Source organism: Bariatricus sp. HCP28S3_A4, assembly GCF_052066395.1.
Lineage (GTDB): Bacteria > Bacillota > Clostridia > Lachnospirales > Lachnospiraceae > Allocoprococcus.
Genome location: NZ_JBQHSE010000024.1, coordinates 1 through 15749, shown reverse-complemented (window position 1 = coordinate 15749; position 15749 = coordinate 1). Strand labels below are relative to the sequence as shown.

15 protein-coding genes are annotated in these 15749 nt (G+C 41.6%); all 15 read right to left on the bottom strand.

Annotation, left to right across the window (positions count from 1 at the left end; all coding sequences use genetic code 11):
• Position 1 precedes the first annotated feature (1 nt).
• The 15 genes from larB to cysK all read right to left on the bottom strand — a co-directional run bounded on the left by larB (position 2) and on the right by cysK (position 15484).
• Entirely contained in the window at positions 2-754 is a 753-nt protein-coding gene (gene larB, locus ACTNBF_RS11925; protein WP_441089324.1) for a nickel pincer cofactor biosynthesis protein LarB, read from the bottom strand.
• Entirely contained in the window at positions 751-1497 is a 747-nt protein-coding gene (gene larE, locus ACTNBF_RS11920) for an ATP-dependent sacrificial sulfur transferase LarE (protein WP_441089323.1), read from the bottom strand. Before larE ends, larB begins: the two co-directional genes overlap by 4 nt.
• Positions 1498-1516: 19 nt before the next feature.
• Positions 1517-1831 carry a hypothetical protein gene (locus ACTNBF_RS11915; RefSeq protein ID WP_441030446.1) on the bottom strand — a complete coding sequence of 105 codons (315 nt, stop codon included), beginning with the start codon at positions 1829-1831 and terminating at the stop codon, positions 1517-1519.
• 1 nt (position 1832) lies between these two features.
• Positions 1833-2237: a hypothetical protein gene (locus ACTNBF_RS11910; protein ID WP_441089322.1), complete on the bottom strand. Its 405-nt coding sequence runs from the start codon at positions 2235-2237 to the stop codon at positions 1833-1835.
• A gap of 248 nt (positions 2238-2485) precedes the next feature.
• Positions 2486-2887 (bottom strand): DUF3842 family protein, encoded by a 402-nt coding sequence (locus ACTNBF_RS11905; protein WP_441089321.1) that lies wholly within the window; start codon positions 2885-2887, stop codon positions 2486-2488.
• 117 nt (positions 2888-3004) lie between these two features.
• Positions 3005-3742 carry an amino acid ABC transporter ATP-binding protein gene (locus ACTNBF_RS11900; RefSeq protein ID WP_427806024.1) on the bottom strand — a complete coding sequence of 246 codons (738 nt, stop codon included), beginning with the start codon at positions 3740-3742 and terminating at the stop codon, positions 3005-3007.
• 44 nt (positions 3743-3786) lie between these two features.
• Positions 3787-4617: a transporter substrate-binding domain-containing protein gene (locus ACTNBF_RS11895; protein ID WP_427806025.1), complete on the bottom strand. Its 831-nt coding sequence runs from the start codon at positions 4615-4617 to the stop codon at positions 3787-3789.
• A 64-nt stretch (positions 4618-4681) separates the two neighbouring features.
• Positions 4682-5344 (bottom strand): amino acid ABC transporter permease, encoded by a 663-nt coding sequence (locus tag ACTNBF_RS11890; RefSeq protein ID WP_427806026.1) that lies wholly within the window; start codon positions 5342-5344, stop codon positions 4682-4684.
• Positions 5332-6552, bottom strand: a complete 1221-nt coding sequence (locus tag ACTNBF_RS11885; protein WP_441089320.1) for a M20 metallopeptidase family protein — start codon at positions 6550-6552, stop codon at positions 5332-5334. Before ACTNBF_RS11885 ends, ACTNBF_RS11890 begins: the two co-directional genes overlap by 13 nt.
• A 272-nt stretch (positions 6553-6824) precedes the next feature.
• Positions 6825-9008, bottom strand: coding sequence for a double-cubane-cluster-containing anaerobic reductase (locus ACTNBF_RS11880; RefSeq protein ID WP_427806028.1), 2184 nt, complete (start codon positions 9006-9008; stop codon positions 6825-6827).
• Positions 9005-10162 (bottom strand): helix-turn-helix domain-containing protein, encoded by a 1158-nt coding sequence (locus tag ACTNBF_RS11875; RefSeq protein ID WP_427806029.1) that lies wholly within the window; start codon positions 10160-10162, stop codon positions 9005-9007. The genes ACTNBF_RS11880 and ACTNBF_RS11875 overlap by 4 nt, the downstream gene beginning before the upstream one ends.
• 150 nt (positions 10163-10312) lie before the next feature.
• A complete protein-coding gene (locus tag ACTNBF_RS11870; protein WP_427806030.1) occupies positions 10313-11470 on the bottom strand; it encodes a MalY/PatB family protein in 1158 nt (385 codons plus the stop codon).
• A 561-nt stretch (positions 11471-12031) separates the two neighbouring features.
• Positions 12032-13336, bottom strand: a complete 1305-nt coding sequence (locus tag ACTNBF_RS11865; RefSeq protein WP_427806031.1) for an O-acetylhomoserine aminocarboxypropyltransferase/cysteine synthase family protein — start codon at positions 13334-13336, stop codon at positions 12032-12034.
• A gap of 114 nt (positions 13337-13450) precedes the next feature.
• Complete coding sequence (locus tag ACTNBF_RS11860; RefSeq protein WP_427820819.1) at positions 13451-14371, bottom strand: LysR family transcriptional regulator; 921 nt, start codon at positions 14369-14371, stop codon at positions 13451-13453.
• Positions 14372-14551: 180 nt separating this feature from the next.
• A complete protein-coding gene (gene cysK / locus ACTNBF_RS11855) occupies positions 14552-15484 on the bottom strand; it encodes a cysteine synthase A (RefSeq protein WP_427820818.1) in 933 nt (310 codons plus the stop codon).
• Positions 15485-15749 lie beyond the last annotated feature (265 nt).

Below are 15749 nucleotides of genomic sequence, written 5' to 3'. Positions count from 1 at the left end.
ATTATTTTACCTCCATATGATTGATCCTGCTTGCCAGATATCCTGCTCCAAATCCATTGTCAATGTTAACCACCGACACTCCGCTGGCACAGGAATTCAGCATTGATAATAATGCGGATAATCCACCGAATGACGCTCCATATCCTACACTGGTAGGCACCGCGATCACCGGACAATCAACCAACCCTCCGATTACGCTGGCAAGTGCGCCTTCCATACCGGCAACAGCAATAACGACACTGGCGCTCATAATATCATCCAGATGTGCCAGCAGCCGGTGAAGACCGGCAACGCCCACATCATACAGGCGCGTAACCTTATTCCCATAAACTTCTGCTGTCAGGGCCGCTTCCTCTGCAACCGGGATATCACTTGTCCCACCCGTTGCGACAACAATTTTCCCGATTCCATTTGGCGCGGGCATACTTCCGATCAACCCGATTCTGGCATCTTTATGATAATCCATTTCATACACAGCGGAAATCTGTTCCGCTGATTCCTCGGAAAGCCGGGTGAGCAGAATCGTTTGCTGCCCATTCTTTTTCAATTGTTCCACAATTCCGATCATCTGCTCTGCCGTCTTTCCTGCACCGAAAATGACTTCTGCCACTCCCTGCCGGATCGCGCGGTGAGAATCGACCTTCGCATACCCGATATCCTCAAAAGGTGCCTTTTTCAGAAAGAGCAGCGCTTCTTCTACTGTCATTTCACCTTTTTGAACCGCTTCCAGAATTGCTTTGGTATCATTTCTCATGCCCTCACCTCCAAGTCCAGCAGTACGGAAGAATAATATTTTTTTAATTCCTTTGTAATCGTTTCACGGTTTTCGATCACTTTTGGGATTTGCCCGGAAGGAACCTGGATTTTTGCCGTATCTCCCATCCGGCGAACCCGAAAATCTGTAAACCCAAGAGAGAAAAGAAATTTTTCTGCTTCTTCAGTTGCTTCTAATTTTTCTTTTGAGATTCTTTCTCCTGTCGGAATCCGTGTTGCGAGGCAGGCATAAGCGGGTTTATCCCAGGTAAACAGGCCAGCCTCACGAGAAAGCTGCCGTATCTCATCTTTTGTGAGACCGCACTCCCGTAATGGAGACAATACAGATAACTCCCGAAGTGCCCGCATACCGGGGCGATCCCCCGCGTCATCGGACGCATTCGTTCCGTCAAGAATCGTCGTAAATCCATCTTTTTCCGCTGCCTTTTGTATCTCTTCAAAAATAATACGTTTGCAGTGATAGCACCGGTCGTCCGGATTTGACACAACAGCCTCGGATGACAGTACATCAGGCGTTAAAACCTGCATGGGAATATTCAACTCTTTGACAAGCCGAATCGCATCATCCAGTTCAAACTGCGGCTGAAATGCAGTTTTTACATAATATGCTTTTACCTCCGCTTTGCATTGACTTGCAGCATATAACAGGTAGGCAGAATCAACGCCGCCCGAAAAAGCAACAGCGGCCTTGGGATGCTGTTCAAAAAATAAAAAAAGGTTCATACTTATCCCTCACAAAATATTATTTTTTCTTATTCAAGGATGCCTTCACAACACCTTTCGGGTCTTTGATCAATAATATTACCAGCCAAATAATCAGACCAAGCGCAACCACCGCCAGGCCGAGGAAAAAATCATTGAGCATATCCTGTGGTGCCGGTGCAAAAACCTCTGCACCTGCTTCCAGGTACTCAAACACGGCATCCACCATCCACATCAGAGAGGCCCCCCAATATAAGTAACACAGAATATGTAATTTCATTTCGTTCTTCGGCGCTCCCCTATACCAGAGAATCGTACTGATGATGGCAGCGAAAATACAAGTAAGCAGTGTCATCCTATACCTCCTTGAGTTCAGCCTCCTCAACAGCAGGCCGTTTTACGATGTGGTCAGCAGCTACCACGATTCCAGCCCAGATCACAGTGATCCACACTGCCATGGTACCACCTACAAGCGCCATTTCATGCAGCATCTTTGCCATATCTGCCGGATTATTCATCGCTGTCAGAAACGGGAAAAACGGAACGATCTCTCCGTGCCAAAAATGCTCAAATGCCAGTAATGCAGAACCTCCCCAAAGAAGATTTGTAAGCCATTTTAGTTTTCTTGTAAATGGAATTTTTACTTCTGTTGTGCTTTGCTGTACATCCGCCTCCTGTACCTCTTTCTCCTTAGATTCCAATGCTTTTCCTGCTATTGTTGTAATAACCGCTTCTGTAACAGGGACAATAAAACATGCCATAATATTTACCTCCTGAAAAATGATTTTGTCTACAGCCACATCCGAACTCAGCAAAAAAAGATATACAATCACTCTTCTGAGCGGTCATATACCTTCTTATGTATATCGTCATCGTCTGTATTTATAAATTGAATTAAATCAAAACGCTTCAGCGCTTATACCGGACTTCCTGTCCAGACATTATCATTTTAAATAGAATTTACCCCAAAGTCAAGCCGACAACAGCAACGATTTTCTCCCGGTCGTCTCTACATTTTCCTGATCTCACTTATCACGCCCTCAATCAATTTTCCCAACGCAAGATCGGAAACACCCACAATGAAATTATCACAATGATTGACAGGGATCAGCAGCCGTCTGGCATTACTCTGTCCAACAGCCAGTGCCATCACCGGAGTAATCTCGCCATATAATGAATCTGCAATTACGATTCCAACCGGGCCGACGATCACATCCGCTCTGCGGCATCCGACGATTACGGCATTCTCTCCGGTGGCCGCATGATCCGCCCCTGCCTTCAGCATCGCTGTTGTAGCAGCGCTGTTCGTGCCAACAGCAGTGATCTCCATCTCAGGCATATTCTGTTTAATCGCGGCTACTACCTGCTTCCCGATTCCGCCGCCTTGTGCATCAATAACAAGAATGTTCATATCCGATTCCTTCTTCAATAAAATGTTCTAATAATCACTTTATCGTATGCGGGAAAAAATGTCAATTTCAAAAAGCGCCACACTTTTCACGTGCGGCGCTTCTTATGATTATCGTTACTAATTTGAAATAAATTTCAAGAATTGTTGGATTCTTTCATTTTCAGGATGATCGATGATTTCTTCCGGAGTTCCGTCTGCTGCAATCTGCCCACCATCCATGAATAAAACTCTGGTTGCAACTTCACGTGCAAACCCAATCTCATGCGTAACCAGAATCATAGTAGTTCCTTCTTCCGCAAGTGATTTGATTGTATTCAGAACTTCACCCACCAATTCAGGATCCAGTGCCGAGGTTGGTTCATCAAATAATAATACATTCGGGTTTACTGCCAGCGCTCTTGCAATCCCCACTCTCTGCTGTTGTCCTCCGGAAAGTTTGGAAGGATAAAAATCCTTTCTTTCAAGCATTCCTACTTTGGCAAGCAGCTCAAGCGCTGTTTTTTCTGCTTCTTCTTTTGATTTTTTCTGAACTACAACAAGTGCTTCCATTACATTTTCAATAGCTGTCTTATTTTTAAATAAATTATATCCCTGAAATACCATTGAAGAATGTTTACGGAGTTCGATCACATCTTTTTTCGTGTGATTTTCAGCATCGATCCGAATGTCCCCAATCTCAATGATTCCTTTGGTAGGAACCGTAAGATAATTAAGGCATCTCAGCAATGTGGATTTTCCGGTTCCCGAAGGTCCCAGAATTGCAATTACTTCATTTTTATTGATTGTAAGATTGATATCCTTCAGAACCTTCGTATCCGAATCAAATTCTTTATACAGATGTTCAATCTTAACCATTGGCTTTTCTGTTCCCATACTTTTCTCAATCTTCCTGTTTTATATTATTTCTGAATTAACTGTGTCATATCGGCAAACATCCATTTTTCTGTGATCTTTGCTACTGTTCCGTCATCAAGCATTTCCTGAAGGACTTTATTCAACTCGTCGCAGAGCTCTTTTCCTTCATCTGTTTTCTGAATAAAGTATGCTACGTTATTTGCTGTAAGATCCTCATCCAGGAAACGGAATTTGATGGTGTCATTATAGTGCATAAAGTTATTTACATTTGTTGTAGTATTTGCATATGCATCAACTCGTCCAAGATTCAAGTCGTTCATACCAACGGTACTGTCTTCATAAAGAACAACTTCAAATCCGATTTCTCCTGACATCTGCTCAATAATCGTCTGAGCTGCCTGACCGTTTGTGCAGCCTACTTTTTTGCCTTTTAAATCGTCAAATGTATTGATGTCTGTGTTTGATTCCGGCACGATAATACACTGAGCATCTCCATAATACGGGATAGATGCATAGTATTTTTCTGTTCTTTCCGGTTTTACAGCCCAGCAGTTTGCTGCTACGTCTGCACGATTGGTATCCAGTTCTCCCCAGATTGAATCGAAAGCTGCCTGTTTTACTTCCACTTCCCAACCTGTACGTTTTTCGATTTCTGCCCACATCTCTGCGTCAATACCTGTCCATGTGCCGTCATCTGCAAGAAGACTGTACGGTTCACCTGCTCCGGATGTTACAAGCACTACTTTTCTTGCCTCATCCTTTGATTCTGCATCTCCTGATGCGTCAGTTTTTGAGTCTGAGCTTTTTCCGCATCCTGCTGCAACAGCTACTACCATTACTGCTGCCAGCATAGCTGCTAAAATTCTTTTTTTCATAACTTCTTATCCTCCTGTTAATAATAAAATATATCTCAAATGGCTGCCCATTGAAGACCGATGTTTAATACATATTCGCACATTTCTTCTCCAGAACCTTATGTACCAGTCCCAGAAGAAAAATGATTACCCAGTAAATCAGCATAACTGCCGCATAAATTTCAAAATACCGGAATGTCTTTGCTCCTTCAATCTTTGCGGCTCCCATAATATCCGGCACGCCGAGCATAAATGCAAGCGATGTCATTTTGATCAGATTGATCACATCATTAAACAACGGCGGAAGCGCCACTCTGACTGCCTGCGGAATAATGATTCGGGTGATCAGCTGGAAATTCGTCATTCCAAGTGAATACGCCGCCTCTTTCTGTCCTTCATCAACAGAAAGTAATGCGCCTCGAATACTCTCTGACATAAAAGCACCCATGTTAAAACTCATAACAACCGCCACAGCTACAAGCGGTGTCATATCGCGAATTACCGCACTATAAAGTGCCAGTCCATAATAAAAGAAGTAGAGCTGAGCCACGATTGGTGTTCCCCGCATGACAGAAACATAGACTCTGGTAAGCTGATGCAGCCCCTTCACCTTATAATAATTGATAATTGCAACAACCACACCGATCAACAGTGCAAATATGGTTGATACAATCGTCAATTCAAAGGTAACATTCACCTTTCTTGCAATAATCGGAAGCACTTCCAGAAAATAACTTAATTTAAACATTTTTCCACCTCAGTTTCTTGATTAAAATAGTTTAAAACAATATTGGCAAACACAGCCGACGCAGGCGCCAGAACCTCCTCGTCGATTTCAAAGATCGGACTGTGTAACCCGAATCTTCCTTCTGTCTGATCGTTCGCAATACCGACAAACATATAGCATCCCGGAACACGGCTGCTGTATTCCGCAAAATTTTCCCCTCCCAGATGCTTTTTATCAATGATATAACAGTTGCCTTCACCCAGAATCTCTTCCGCACTCTTTTTAGACAGTTCAATCATCGCCGGATCATTTTTCACCGCCTCACCGCCAATAAAAACATCCAGTTCATATTTTGCGCCATGCATCGCAGTAATTCCATCAACAACCCGCTCAATCTGCGTGGCTATCTGCTCCATGATTGCCATTTCTGTTGCCCGAAATGTACCGCGCACGATACACTCATCCGGAATAATATTTCCCGCGTCTCCTGCATGGATGGAGCCGATTGAAATGACGCGGGGTTCTGTGGAATCAAGATTCTCCGCAACGACAGCCTGAAGTGCAGAACAAATCTGAACTGCAATTGTAATGGGATTGATACATTCATACGGCCAGGATCCATGTCCGCCTTTCCCGATTATCTTTAATGAAAATCCTCCCGGACATCCAAACGCATATTTTTCTGCTATTCCGATTTTTCCTGCCCGAACAGTCGGCCATGCGTGAGCGGCAAATACGGCATCTACTTTTGGATTCTCAAGAATCTGGTCCTTTTCGATCAGTGCCGTCGCTCCTTTTCCGCATTCCTCGCCCGGTTGAAATACAAATTTAACCGTTCCGCAGAATTCATCCCGAAGCTGACTCAGAATCATCGCAGCTCCTAAGATCCAGGTGGCATGCGCATCGTGTCCACAAGCGTGCATTTTCCCGGGATTTTTGGACTTAAATTCCGTATCTGTCTGTTCTTCAATCGGAAGTGCATCTATATCTGCACGTAACATGACACATTTTCCCGGCCCTTTACTTCCTTTCAGAATCCCTACTACCCCGGTCCCCTCTGCCATATGTTCATACACGGTAATCCCGGGAAGCTTTCTCAGATTGTCTGCAAGTAGTCTTGCCGTTTCCACTTCCTGCAATGCTAGTTCCGGATGCTGATGAAGAGTACGACGAATCTGTATCAATTCCGCCTCTCGCTCTTTTGCAATTTTCTTTATTTTCTCCCTCATATATCTCCTACCCGAAGCATACAAAATGAACTTTTTTGCATCTTACACACTTACTTAATCTCTTTTTTTTCATATACTATTTTTTAACAGTTTTATATTACTAGTCCTTGCTTTTGTTTTCATCGTACAAAAAGAACGAATCTCTTTATCATTTTTTACAAAGCTGCACATTTTCTATTTATAGGACTATTTATTGATTTTATCTATGAGTTTTTGATACATGAAAAGCAAAAAACGTGACTGATCATCCATCTACCAGTCACGTTTTCCTTTTATAATTTTTTGCGTTTTTTTGCTTTTATACGTTCCAGCTGCATCACCATAAGAATCCGCTGTCTTTTCAAACACTCCATATCATCCAGATGTATAAGCTCATTGATTTGTGCTACTCTGTGAAGAAGTGTATTCCGATGGATTCTCAGCCTTGCTGCTGCATACATAGAGTTTTGTTTAAAGAAAAGGTAGTAATATAATGTTTCATAAAGATTCGAATTTTTTTTACGATCTTCTTCCTTAATCACTTCCAATTCTTCAATGCGATCATCCATTTCATCTATTTCTTGTGCCATATAATATACTGACAATTCCTGATAGTATTCTTCAATCAGGTAAATATTTTTTTCCGGACTAAATTCTTCCCCAATTTTCAATGTAGTCTGAATCATTTCCATGTTTTCCTCTTTTTGGGATAATGATACAAACCCATTTCCAACCATAAGCTTTGTGTCTGTATTTAACCGTGCAAAAATATTCCTGTAATCCTGTATAAATCGATCTCTGTCTCCCTTCCCTTCTATCTCCGATAGCAAATACACAGCTTTATTATCCTGTCTATGACTCTCTATAATTGAATAATGATCCTGTAATTCTTTTTCCAAAACATCCAGATCATCTTCTCCATAAAAAATCACCCACATGAAATCCGGTTTTTCCATCATATAATCACTGGCTTCTCTATTCGATGGAATCAAAAACAGCTTTTTCATTGCGCAATAATCACTGATAATTTTCGCAACCTGCCCTGCTTTTTCCTTTAAACATTTTTCCTGGTAAAACACAACACAGGAGCCTGACTTCTCCGGCAATTCATACTCGGTCCAATATTCCGGATTTTTCTTACCTTCCTCCAGTCCAATACTTGCTACCGTCTGACCTTTATGATCCAAAATCTTAACAGGCATTCTCGTATATTCGAACAATCTGTTAAGATCCTTTTCCCAGTTTTCTCCATCTTCTGAAAATCCGGGGAATATCAATTTGTAGCAATAATTAATATCTATTCGAGCATCCCCTGCTTTCTGATCTGCAATCAATTCCATAAACGCAGACATTCTTGTAATAATCTGCCCTTCATCACTTTTTGAATAATCCGTATCAATGGCCATATATGGAATATTCTTTTCCTCAGTCACAAATTGATTGATATATGCCGACTCAGCTCCCGTAGCATGGCAGCCCGTCAAAATCATCTCTACCACACCGTCCACATGATATTCATCAATAATCCGCCCAATTAATTCTATGCGGTTATCATTTGGAGTCATGATTGAACATCCTGTCGATAAATATCTTCTCGCAATTGCCCCATAAATGTCAGGATCTTCTTCATCGATCATTCGATCCAGCGTTTTTACTCCGCTGCAATTCTCCAACGCAACAACGACTCCGCCATGATCCTCAATTGCCCGGATTACTTTTAGAGAGTCCCCGCCAATCGGACAACCTGTAATCAATATTCTTGGTCTTGGTTCGAGCATCGTTCCCTGATAATATTCTTCTAATATCTGATCTGTAATCTGATCTACAACTTCCGGTGTTGTTTCAAAATCAAATCTGTATTTGGACCCGGAAACAATTTTCTGGATATCACCTCCCAATACCGGTGCCGGTTCCAGTTTCATAACTTCACAAAGCCTAAGCAAGGATTTCCGGATGCGATTTCCTAAATGGATCGCCGCTTTCATTTTCTCATCTGTTATGATCACCTGAAAGAATTCTTCAAGATATTCTTTCGTACGTATAATCTCCTGCTTCCAGAATTCCATAGATTTCTGTGATTGAGAATTAGGCAGTTCCATAACAAAAACAGGCTTGAATTCCGCCATCATCTCGTACATCTTCTTCTTACCGTCACAGGTTGTTTCCCCGATTACAAGATCAGCAAAATGAAAAAACGGGCATTTATCCTCCACGGCAAATCCATAACTTGATTTAACAAGCGGGCACATGCTCTTCGGAAGCTTACGCTCTGCAGCCGGAACTGTTTCGTTCGCAAACGAACATAGCCCTACTGGTATTGCACCGATCGCTAAAGCAAGTTCCGTAGGAAAATATGCGCAGTACATTCCCACCACCGGGATTCCCTTTTCTTTATATTCCTTCACTTCGAGAAACGAACGCCTTCTCTGCTCTCCAAATTCTTCAAATATTTCCGGCAAATCCTGAACCAGCTTCATTCCCTCGTTCCTCCATCCATAATCCGTTCTAAATCATTCATCATCATCAAAGCCAGCAGTTCCCCTGATTGTTCCATATCATCTATGTCTGAACCGATCAATTCACGTATCTTTCTTAATCGGTAGACCAGCGTATTACGGTGAACATACATCCTAGAAGCTGTTTCAGCAATATTATTTCCGCACAAATAATACATTTTCAAAGTTTCATACAAATCTGTATTTTTCTCTTCATCTTCTTTCTTAAGAATCTCTACAGAATAATCTCTTAATCCCTTATTTTTTAAGAGCGTCCATGCATAGGTATAGATTGTATGCGCATACCATTCCCCTTCAAGCATGATTTCTTCTACTTTGTTATATTCTTTGATTTCATTCATTCTATGAAGCCATTTTACTTTCTTTTCACACTGCTCTATTTCCCGAAATATGGAGCTTACACAGCATGCTTCCTTCGTTTCCTTAATTTTATTTAAAAGAATCTCTTCGTCCTTTTTGTCTCTAATATCATAAAACAGAACCCAAAACAACTTATTGTCCATTCTCCCATAAGAGCGTTCCCATATTTCCTGTGTCATTGGAAGAGAATACTTGTTTTGTTTCCCAGAGAAACAAGCCATAATATAGTTTCCCTTTATTTCACGTGCGAGATAACAAAGTTCTGATTTTGCTCCGCAAAATATATCGTGGTTCACCAGCCTTTTGCGAAAAGAAACACTTTCATCCGGATATACTTCACGGTTCATCCAATAGTTTGCCACTACATTTCGAAGCATATCTGCTATTTCCGAATAATCCTCTTTTGCATATTTATCATTGAAGATAATAATGCAATACCCCAAATGGCATTCTTTATTTTCTATTTTTTTAATTACAGCCATGCACCCCGGGAGCTCATAATAATCCGTATCAGGAATTCTTCCACGCATGGCATGATCATACATCGCTGTTGTAATCCAGCTTTTCTTGATTCCGACAGCCTTTCTTTGATATCCCCCGCTGGCATAGCACACGATTTTACCAGTGTATTCTACGACCATAATCGATGCATGTATATCATCTCTGATTTTCTCTACAACCTGATCCAAATTTAAATTTTTTGCCAAGGCATCAAAAGCAATTTTATAACATGCATTTACATCAATCTTCCCCACAATATCACTCCCAGAACTCATTATTAATCGCTCATCATTCTAAACATAGTAATCCACTATGCATAGTTTATCATGCTTTCGAAACTTCAACAACAAAATCTCAATTTTCCAATATTTCCGCTGTACATGATAATGAATGCTAAAGTCTTTTTACACAAGATTACTGCATATAGCCTCAACACCCGTTTTAACATTATCCAAAGATGTCGCCAGATTGATCCGAATGAATCCGGAGAATCTGTCTCCTCCAAACCAAGCACCATAATCTACCGCCATCCGGCATTTTTTCTGCATAAATTCTCTCATATCACTGCCAGCTACATAAGCACTTAGATCAATCCAGGTAAGATAAGTTCCCTCCAACGGTGAAACAACCGCATCCGGCAATCTTTCTGCAAAAGTATCTTTCAAATACTGATAATTATCCTGAATCTGTTTTTTAACCTGTTCCAGCCATTCTTTTCCACCACGATATGCGGCTTCTGCCGCAATATAGCCAAATGCATTACCTCCCAGTACTCGAATTCCCTTCACATATTTATCCCACTTATCGCGCAGTGTTTGATTCGGAATAATCACCTCAGAATTCTGTGCTCCTGCAAGATTAAATGTTTTAGAAGGCGCAATAATCATAATCATCATATCCTCATAATCCCCTGCAAGCAATGATGGCACATGTTCATTTTTTCCATAAACAAGATCCTGATGAATCTCATCTGATATAACAAATACATGATGCTTTTTGCAAATATCAAGGAGCTGTCTTAATTCTTCCTTTTTCCAGACACGGCCAACCGGGTTATGCGGTGAACATAAAATAAATAGTTTTACATTATTTTCAATAATCTTCTTCTCAAAATCCAGAAAATCAATACTGTAGTTTCCATGATCATTGATTAAATCTGAAGTCACCAATTTTCTTTCATTATTTGTAACCGCATGAAGGAAAGGATAATACACCGGTGTCGTAACAATGACCGCGTCTCCTTTTTCTGTCATAAACTGTATGATCCAATTGAATGCCGATACAACCCCCGGTGAAAACCGAATCCATTCTTTCTCCATCTTATATCCATGATTCTCATATTCCCAATCTATACATGCCTGATAATAACTGTCAGGGACTCGCATATATCCAAAAACTCCGAGATCCACATATTTATGAAGAGCCTCCTGTACACAATCTGCCACTTTAAAATCCATATCAGCAACCCACATTGCATGAAGTCCTTCTTCACCAAACATGTTTTGCTGACCGTCCCATTTATTACAATCTGTTCCTCTTCTGTCTACATATTGAATATCCATAATTACCTCCTAAGAACTTTTCATAAACTATACCACTTTAGATTATAAAATCTTAAAAAAATATTTCATCGGATAGATTCTCTAAACTTGTTGTTTTATTTGTATGTTTTGCACATTTTCTATACATCATGGAGTTTTATTGATTTTTTCTATAATAGAAATCAATATTTCCTTGCCTTTTATTCCCCGCTACGCTATGATGTTTTCATTCTGGAAGTTTCCTTCTGAGACTTCCACTTCTCTTATCCGTCATGGATAGTCGGTATATTCACAAATGGAGCAATCTTCCAATGTAAAACCCGAATGTAACAAGAAAATAAAGTAAGAGATACATGGTAAAAATCAGGAGATACGCGAAAAAGAGCAAGAGCTTATCGAGGTCCAGAAGCAATTAGTGCAGGCACTGCAAACGATTAGTCTTCTCCAAAATAATAGTCCCCAACCACACAAAAAATAAATTTGAAGAACTTTTTCAAATTCTATGACATGAACAATGGAGCCGGCATCCTCCCATATCCAGGGAGTGCCGACTCCATCTTGTAATGTATGCTTCTATTTCCGTTATTTTACCGCCTCAAAAGCTGCATCAAGTGCTGCGATCAAGTCTTCTACTTTCTCAATACCGATAGAAAGACGAATCGTATTCGGTTTGATTCCCTGATCCAGAAGTTCTTCTTCCGTGCACTGACTGTGCGTGGTAGTTGCCGGGTGAATCACAAGTGATTTTACATCTGCTACATTTGCCAGCAATGAGAAAATGGCAAGGTTATCAATAAATTTCTGCGCAGTTGCCGCATCACCTTTAATTTCAAATGTAAAGATAGATCCTCCTCCGTTTGGCAGATATTTCTTGTATAATTCATGACTTGGTTCCGTCGGCAGTGACGGATGATGTACTGCTTCTACCTGCGGATGATTTGAAAGATATTCTACAATCTTCAGCGCATTGCTCACATGGCGCTCTACACGGAGTGACAGCGTTTCCAGCCCCTGCAGGAAGAGGAAAGCGTGGAACGGAGAAAGGGTTGCACCGGTATCACGCAGGATGACCGCACGGATGTATGTTACAAATGCTGCCGGACCTACTGCATCTGCAAAGGATACGCCATGGTAACTCGGGTTCGGATCAGAGATCCACGGATATTTTCCTGCTGCTTTCCAGTCGAAGTTTCCGCTGTCAATGATTACACCACCGATGGCTGTCCCATGTCCACCGATGAATTTGGTTGCAGAATGAACAACGATATCAGCACCATACTCGATCGGTCGAATCAGATACGGGGTTGCAAATGTAGAGTCTACTACAAGCGGAATGTTATGCTTATGAGCAATCTTTGCCACTTCTTCCAAATCGACGAGATTAGAGTTCGGATTTCCAAGAGTCTCTACGAAAATTGCTTTTGTGTTTTCCTGGATCGCTGCTTCGAAAGAACCCTCTACTTCCGGATCAACAAATGTTGTGGTAACACCATTGGTAAGCGGCAATGTATGTGCAAGCAGGTTGTAGGTTCCACCATAAATAGTCTTGGAAGCTACGATGTGTTCTCCTGATTTTGCAAGTGCCTGGAATGTATAGTCGATTGCTGCTGCACCGGATGCAACTGCAAGTGCTGCAACACCGCCTTCCAGAGATGCGATACGCTGTTCAAACACATCCTCTGTCGGGTTGGTAAGCCTTCCGTAAATATTTCCCGCATCGCGAAGCCCAAAACGATCAGCCGCATGCTGTGAATTATGGAATACATAAGAAGTTGTAGCGTAGATCGGAACTGCTCTTGCATCCGTTACCGGATCTGCCTGTTCCTGTCCGATATGTAATTGTCTTGTCTCAAATCCCCAGTTTTTAGAATCTTTAATATTTGCCATCTCTATTTCCTCCAATTCATTTATTTCGATTTTGCTTTGTTTTTCTTGTTGAATACATACTAACACAGTAGGCTACCTTTGTCTAATATATAAAAAAAATACCAAGTTATAGTTTTAAGCTATAACCAGATATTCTTTCAATTTTTCTATATACAGTTCACCCATCTTACTCCGCACCGTATTTTTTTTAACAATATAGCCTATCTCCATCACACTGTTCGGGTTCTGCGCATCATCCCGGAATGGAACTGCCACAAAATCATTTCCGTTCAATTCCTCGCATATGATGCCGGAACAAAGCGTATATCCATTCAGCCCCACCATAAGATTCAGCATCGTCGCCCGGTCATTCGCTTTAATAACCTGCGAGTACTCATTTGTGGAAAGGATTTCCTCTGCGAAATAGAAGGAACTGTTATCCCCCTGTTCAAAAGACAGGCAGGGGTAACCATTCAATTGTGCAAAACTAATGGATGCTTCTTTTGCCAGAGGATGATCCTTCCAGATATACACATACGCCTGACAGTCTACAAGATGGTGAAACTCAAGGTCATAGGATTTCAATAACTTTTCAATCGCTTTGCGGTTGAAATCACTGAGATAAAGTATCCCGATCTCGCTCTTCATCGTATTTACATCACTGATCACTTCCATCGTTTTCGTTTCGCGAAGCGCAAATTCATATTTTGACATATCGAATTCCTTCGCCATATCCACAAACGCTTTAACTGCAAAAGAATAATGCTGTGTCGATACGCCAAACTTCTTTTTATAGGATCCGCCCTTCCCGTATTTTTCCAAAACGCTTTCATACTGTCCGTATATCTGCTTTGCGTAAAGCAGGAATTCCGTCCCGTCATTCGTCAGGGTAACGCCTCTCCCGCTTCGATAGAATAACGTAATGCCCAGTTCCTTTTCCAATTCTTTGATAGCATTGGTCAGAGACGGCTGAGATACATACAGCTGCTCCGCTGCTTTATTTAACGACTTTGTTTCTGCTATTGTGATGAGATAGTTTAACTGTGTCAGTGTCATTTGCTCCCCAGCCTCCTTTTTGTGACATCATATCATCAATTGCCTACTGTGTAAATAGGTTTCATGTTTTCTAAAGCAAAATAAAATCGATGGATCTGGCGATAATACGCCTGTTCCGTCGATTCTATTTACAATATCAATCCCAAAAGAAGTGGCGGAAAAATCCGCCGCTTTCCACAACTATTCCGTAAATAACGGTGTAGAATAATATCTGTCACCGGTATCCGGCAGAAGTGCCACAATCGTCTTACCCTTATTCTCCGGACGTCTTGCCAGTTCGATCGCCGCATGCAGTGCAGCACCGGATGAGATTCCGACCAGTACGCCTTCCTTCTTCGCAAGCAGTTTTGCCTCTGCAAACGCATCCTCATTTTCCACCTTAATAATCTCATCGTAAATCTTTGTATTCAACACTTCCGGAACAAAGCCTGCGCCAATTCCCTGAATCTTATGCGGGCCGCCTTTACCCTCTGATAGTACCGGAGAACCTGCCGGTTCAACTGCCACGATCTTTACGTCCGGATTCTGTTCTTTCAGATACTCACCTGTTCCGGTCAATGTTCCACCAGTTCCTACCCCTGCCACAAAGAAATCCACTTTTCCGTCTGTATCATTCCATACCTCCGGTCCGGTCGTCGCTTTATGGATTGCTGGGTTCGCAGGATTCACAAACTGTCCAGGAATAAAGCTTCCCGGAATTTCCTTAGCCAGTTCTTCTGCTTTTGCAATCGCACCCTTCATTCCCTTTGTACCGTCTGTCAATACCAGTTCTGCTCCATAAGCCTTTAAAATATTTCTCCGCTCCACACTCATGGTTTCCGGCATGGTCAGAATAATACGATAGCCTTTGGCCGCTGCAATAGAGGCAAGACCGATTCCGGTATTTCCTGATGTAGGTTCGATGATCACAGAACCTTCCTTTAACTCGCCTTTCGCTTCGGCATCTTCAATCATTGCCTTTGCGATTCTGTCCTTTACGCTTCCTGCCGGGTTAAAATATTCCAGTTTCACCAGAAGCGTTGCTTCCAGCCCCAGTTCTTTTTCTACATTCGCTACTTCCACCAATGGAGTGTTCCCGATAAGTCCAAGTGTTCCTTTATAAATCTTTGCCATAACTCGTTCCTCACTTCCATAGCCTATTAATCAACTATGTTTAATATGTTTTAAATTATATCCCTACTTTTTGAATATGTCAAGTGTTTTTAGGGACGTTTCTTTTGCCACGATGCTGGGGTCAAAAGCCCTGGCATCGAACGTCCCTTTTTTACTTTTTGTTGCTATTTATAAGTTTCTACCGTAGTTTTCGGTATATTTGGTGTCGATTGTAACTATACCCTTCCCATATTCTTATGCCAATAGAGGATTTTCTGCATAGTTC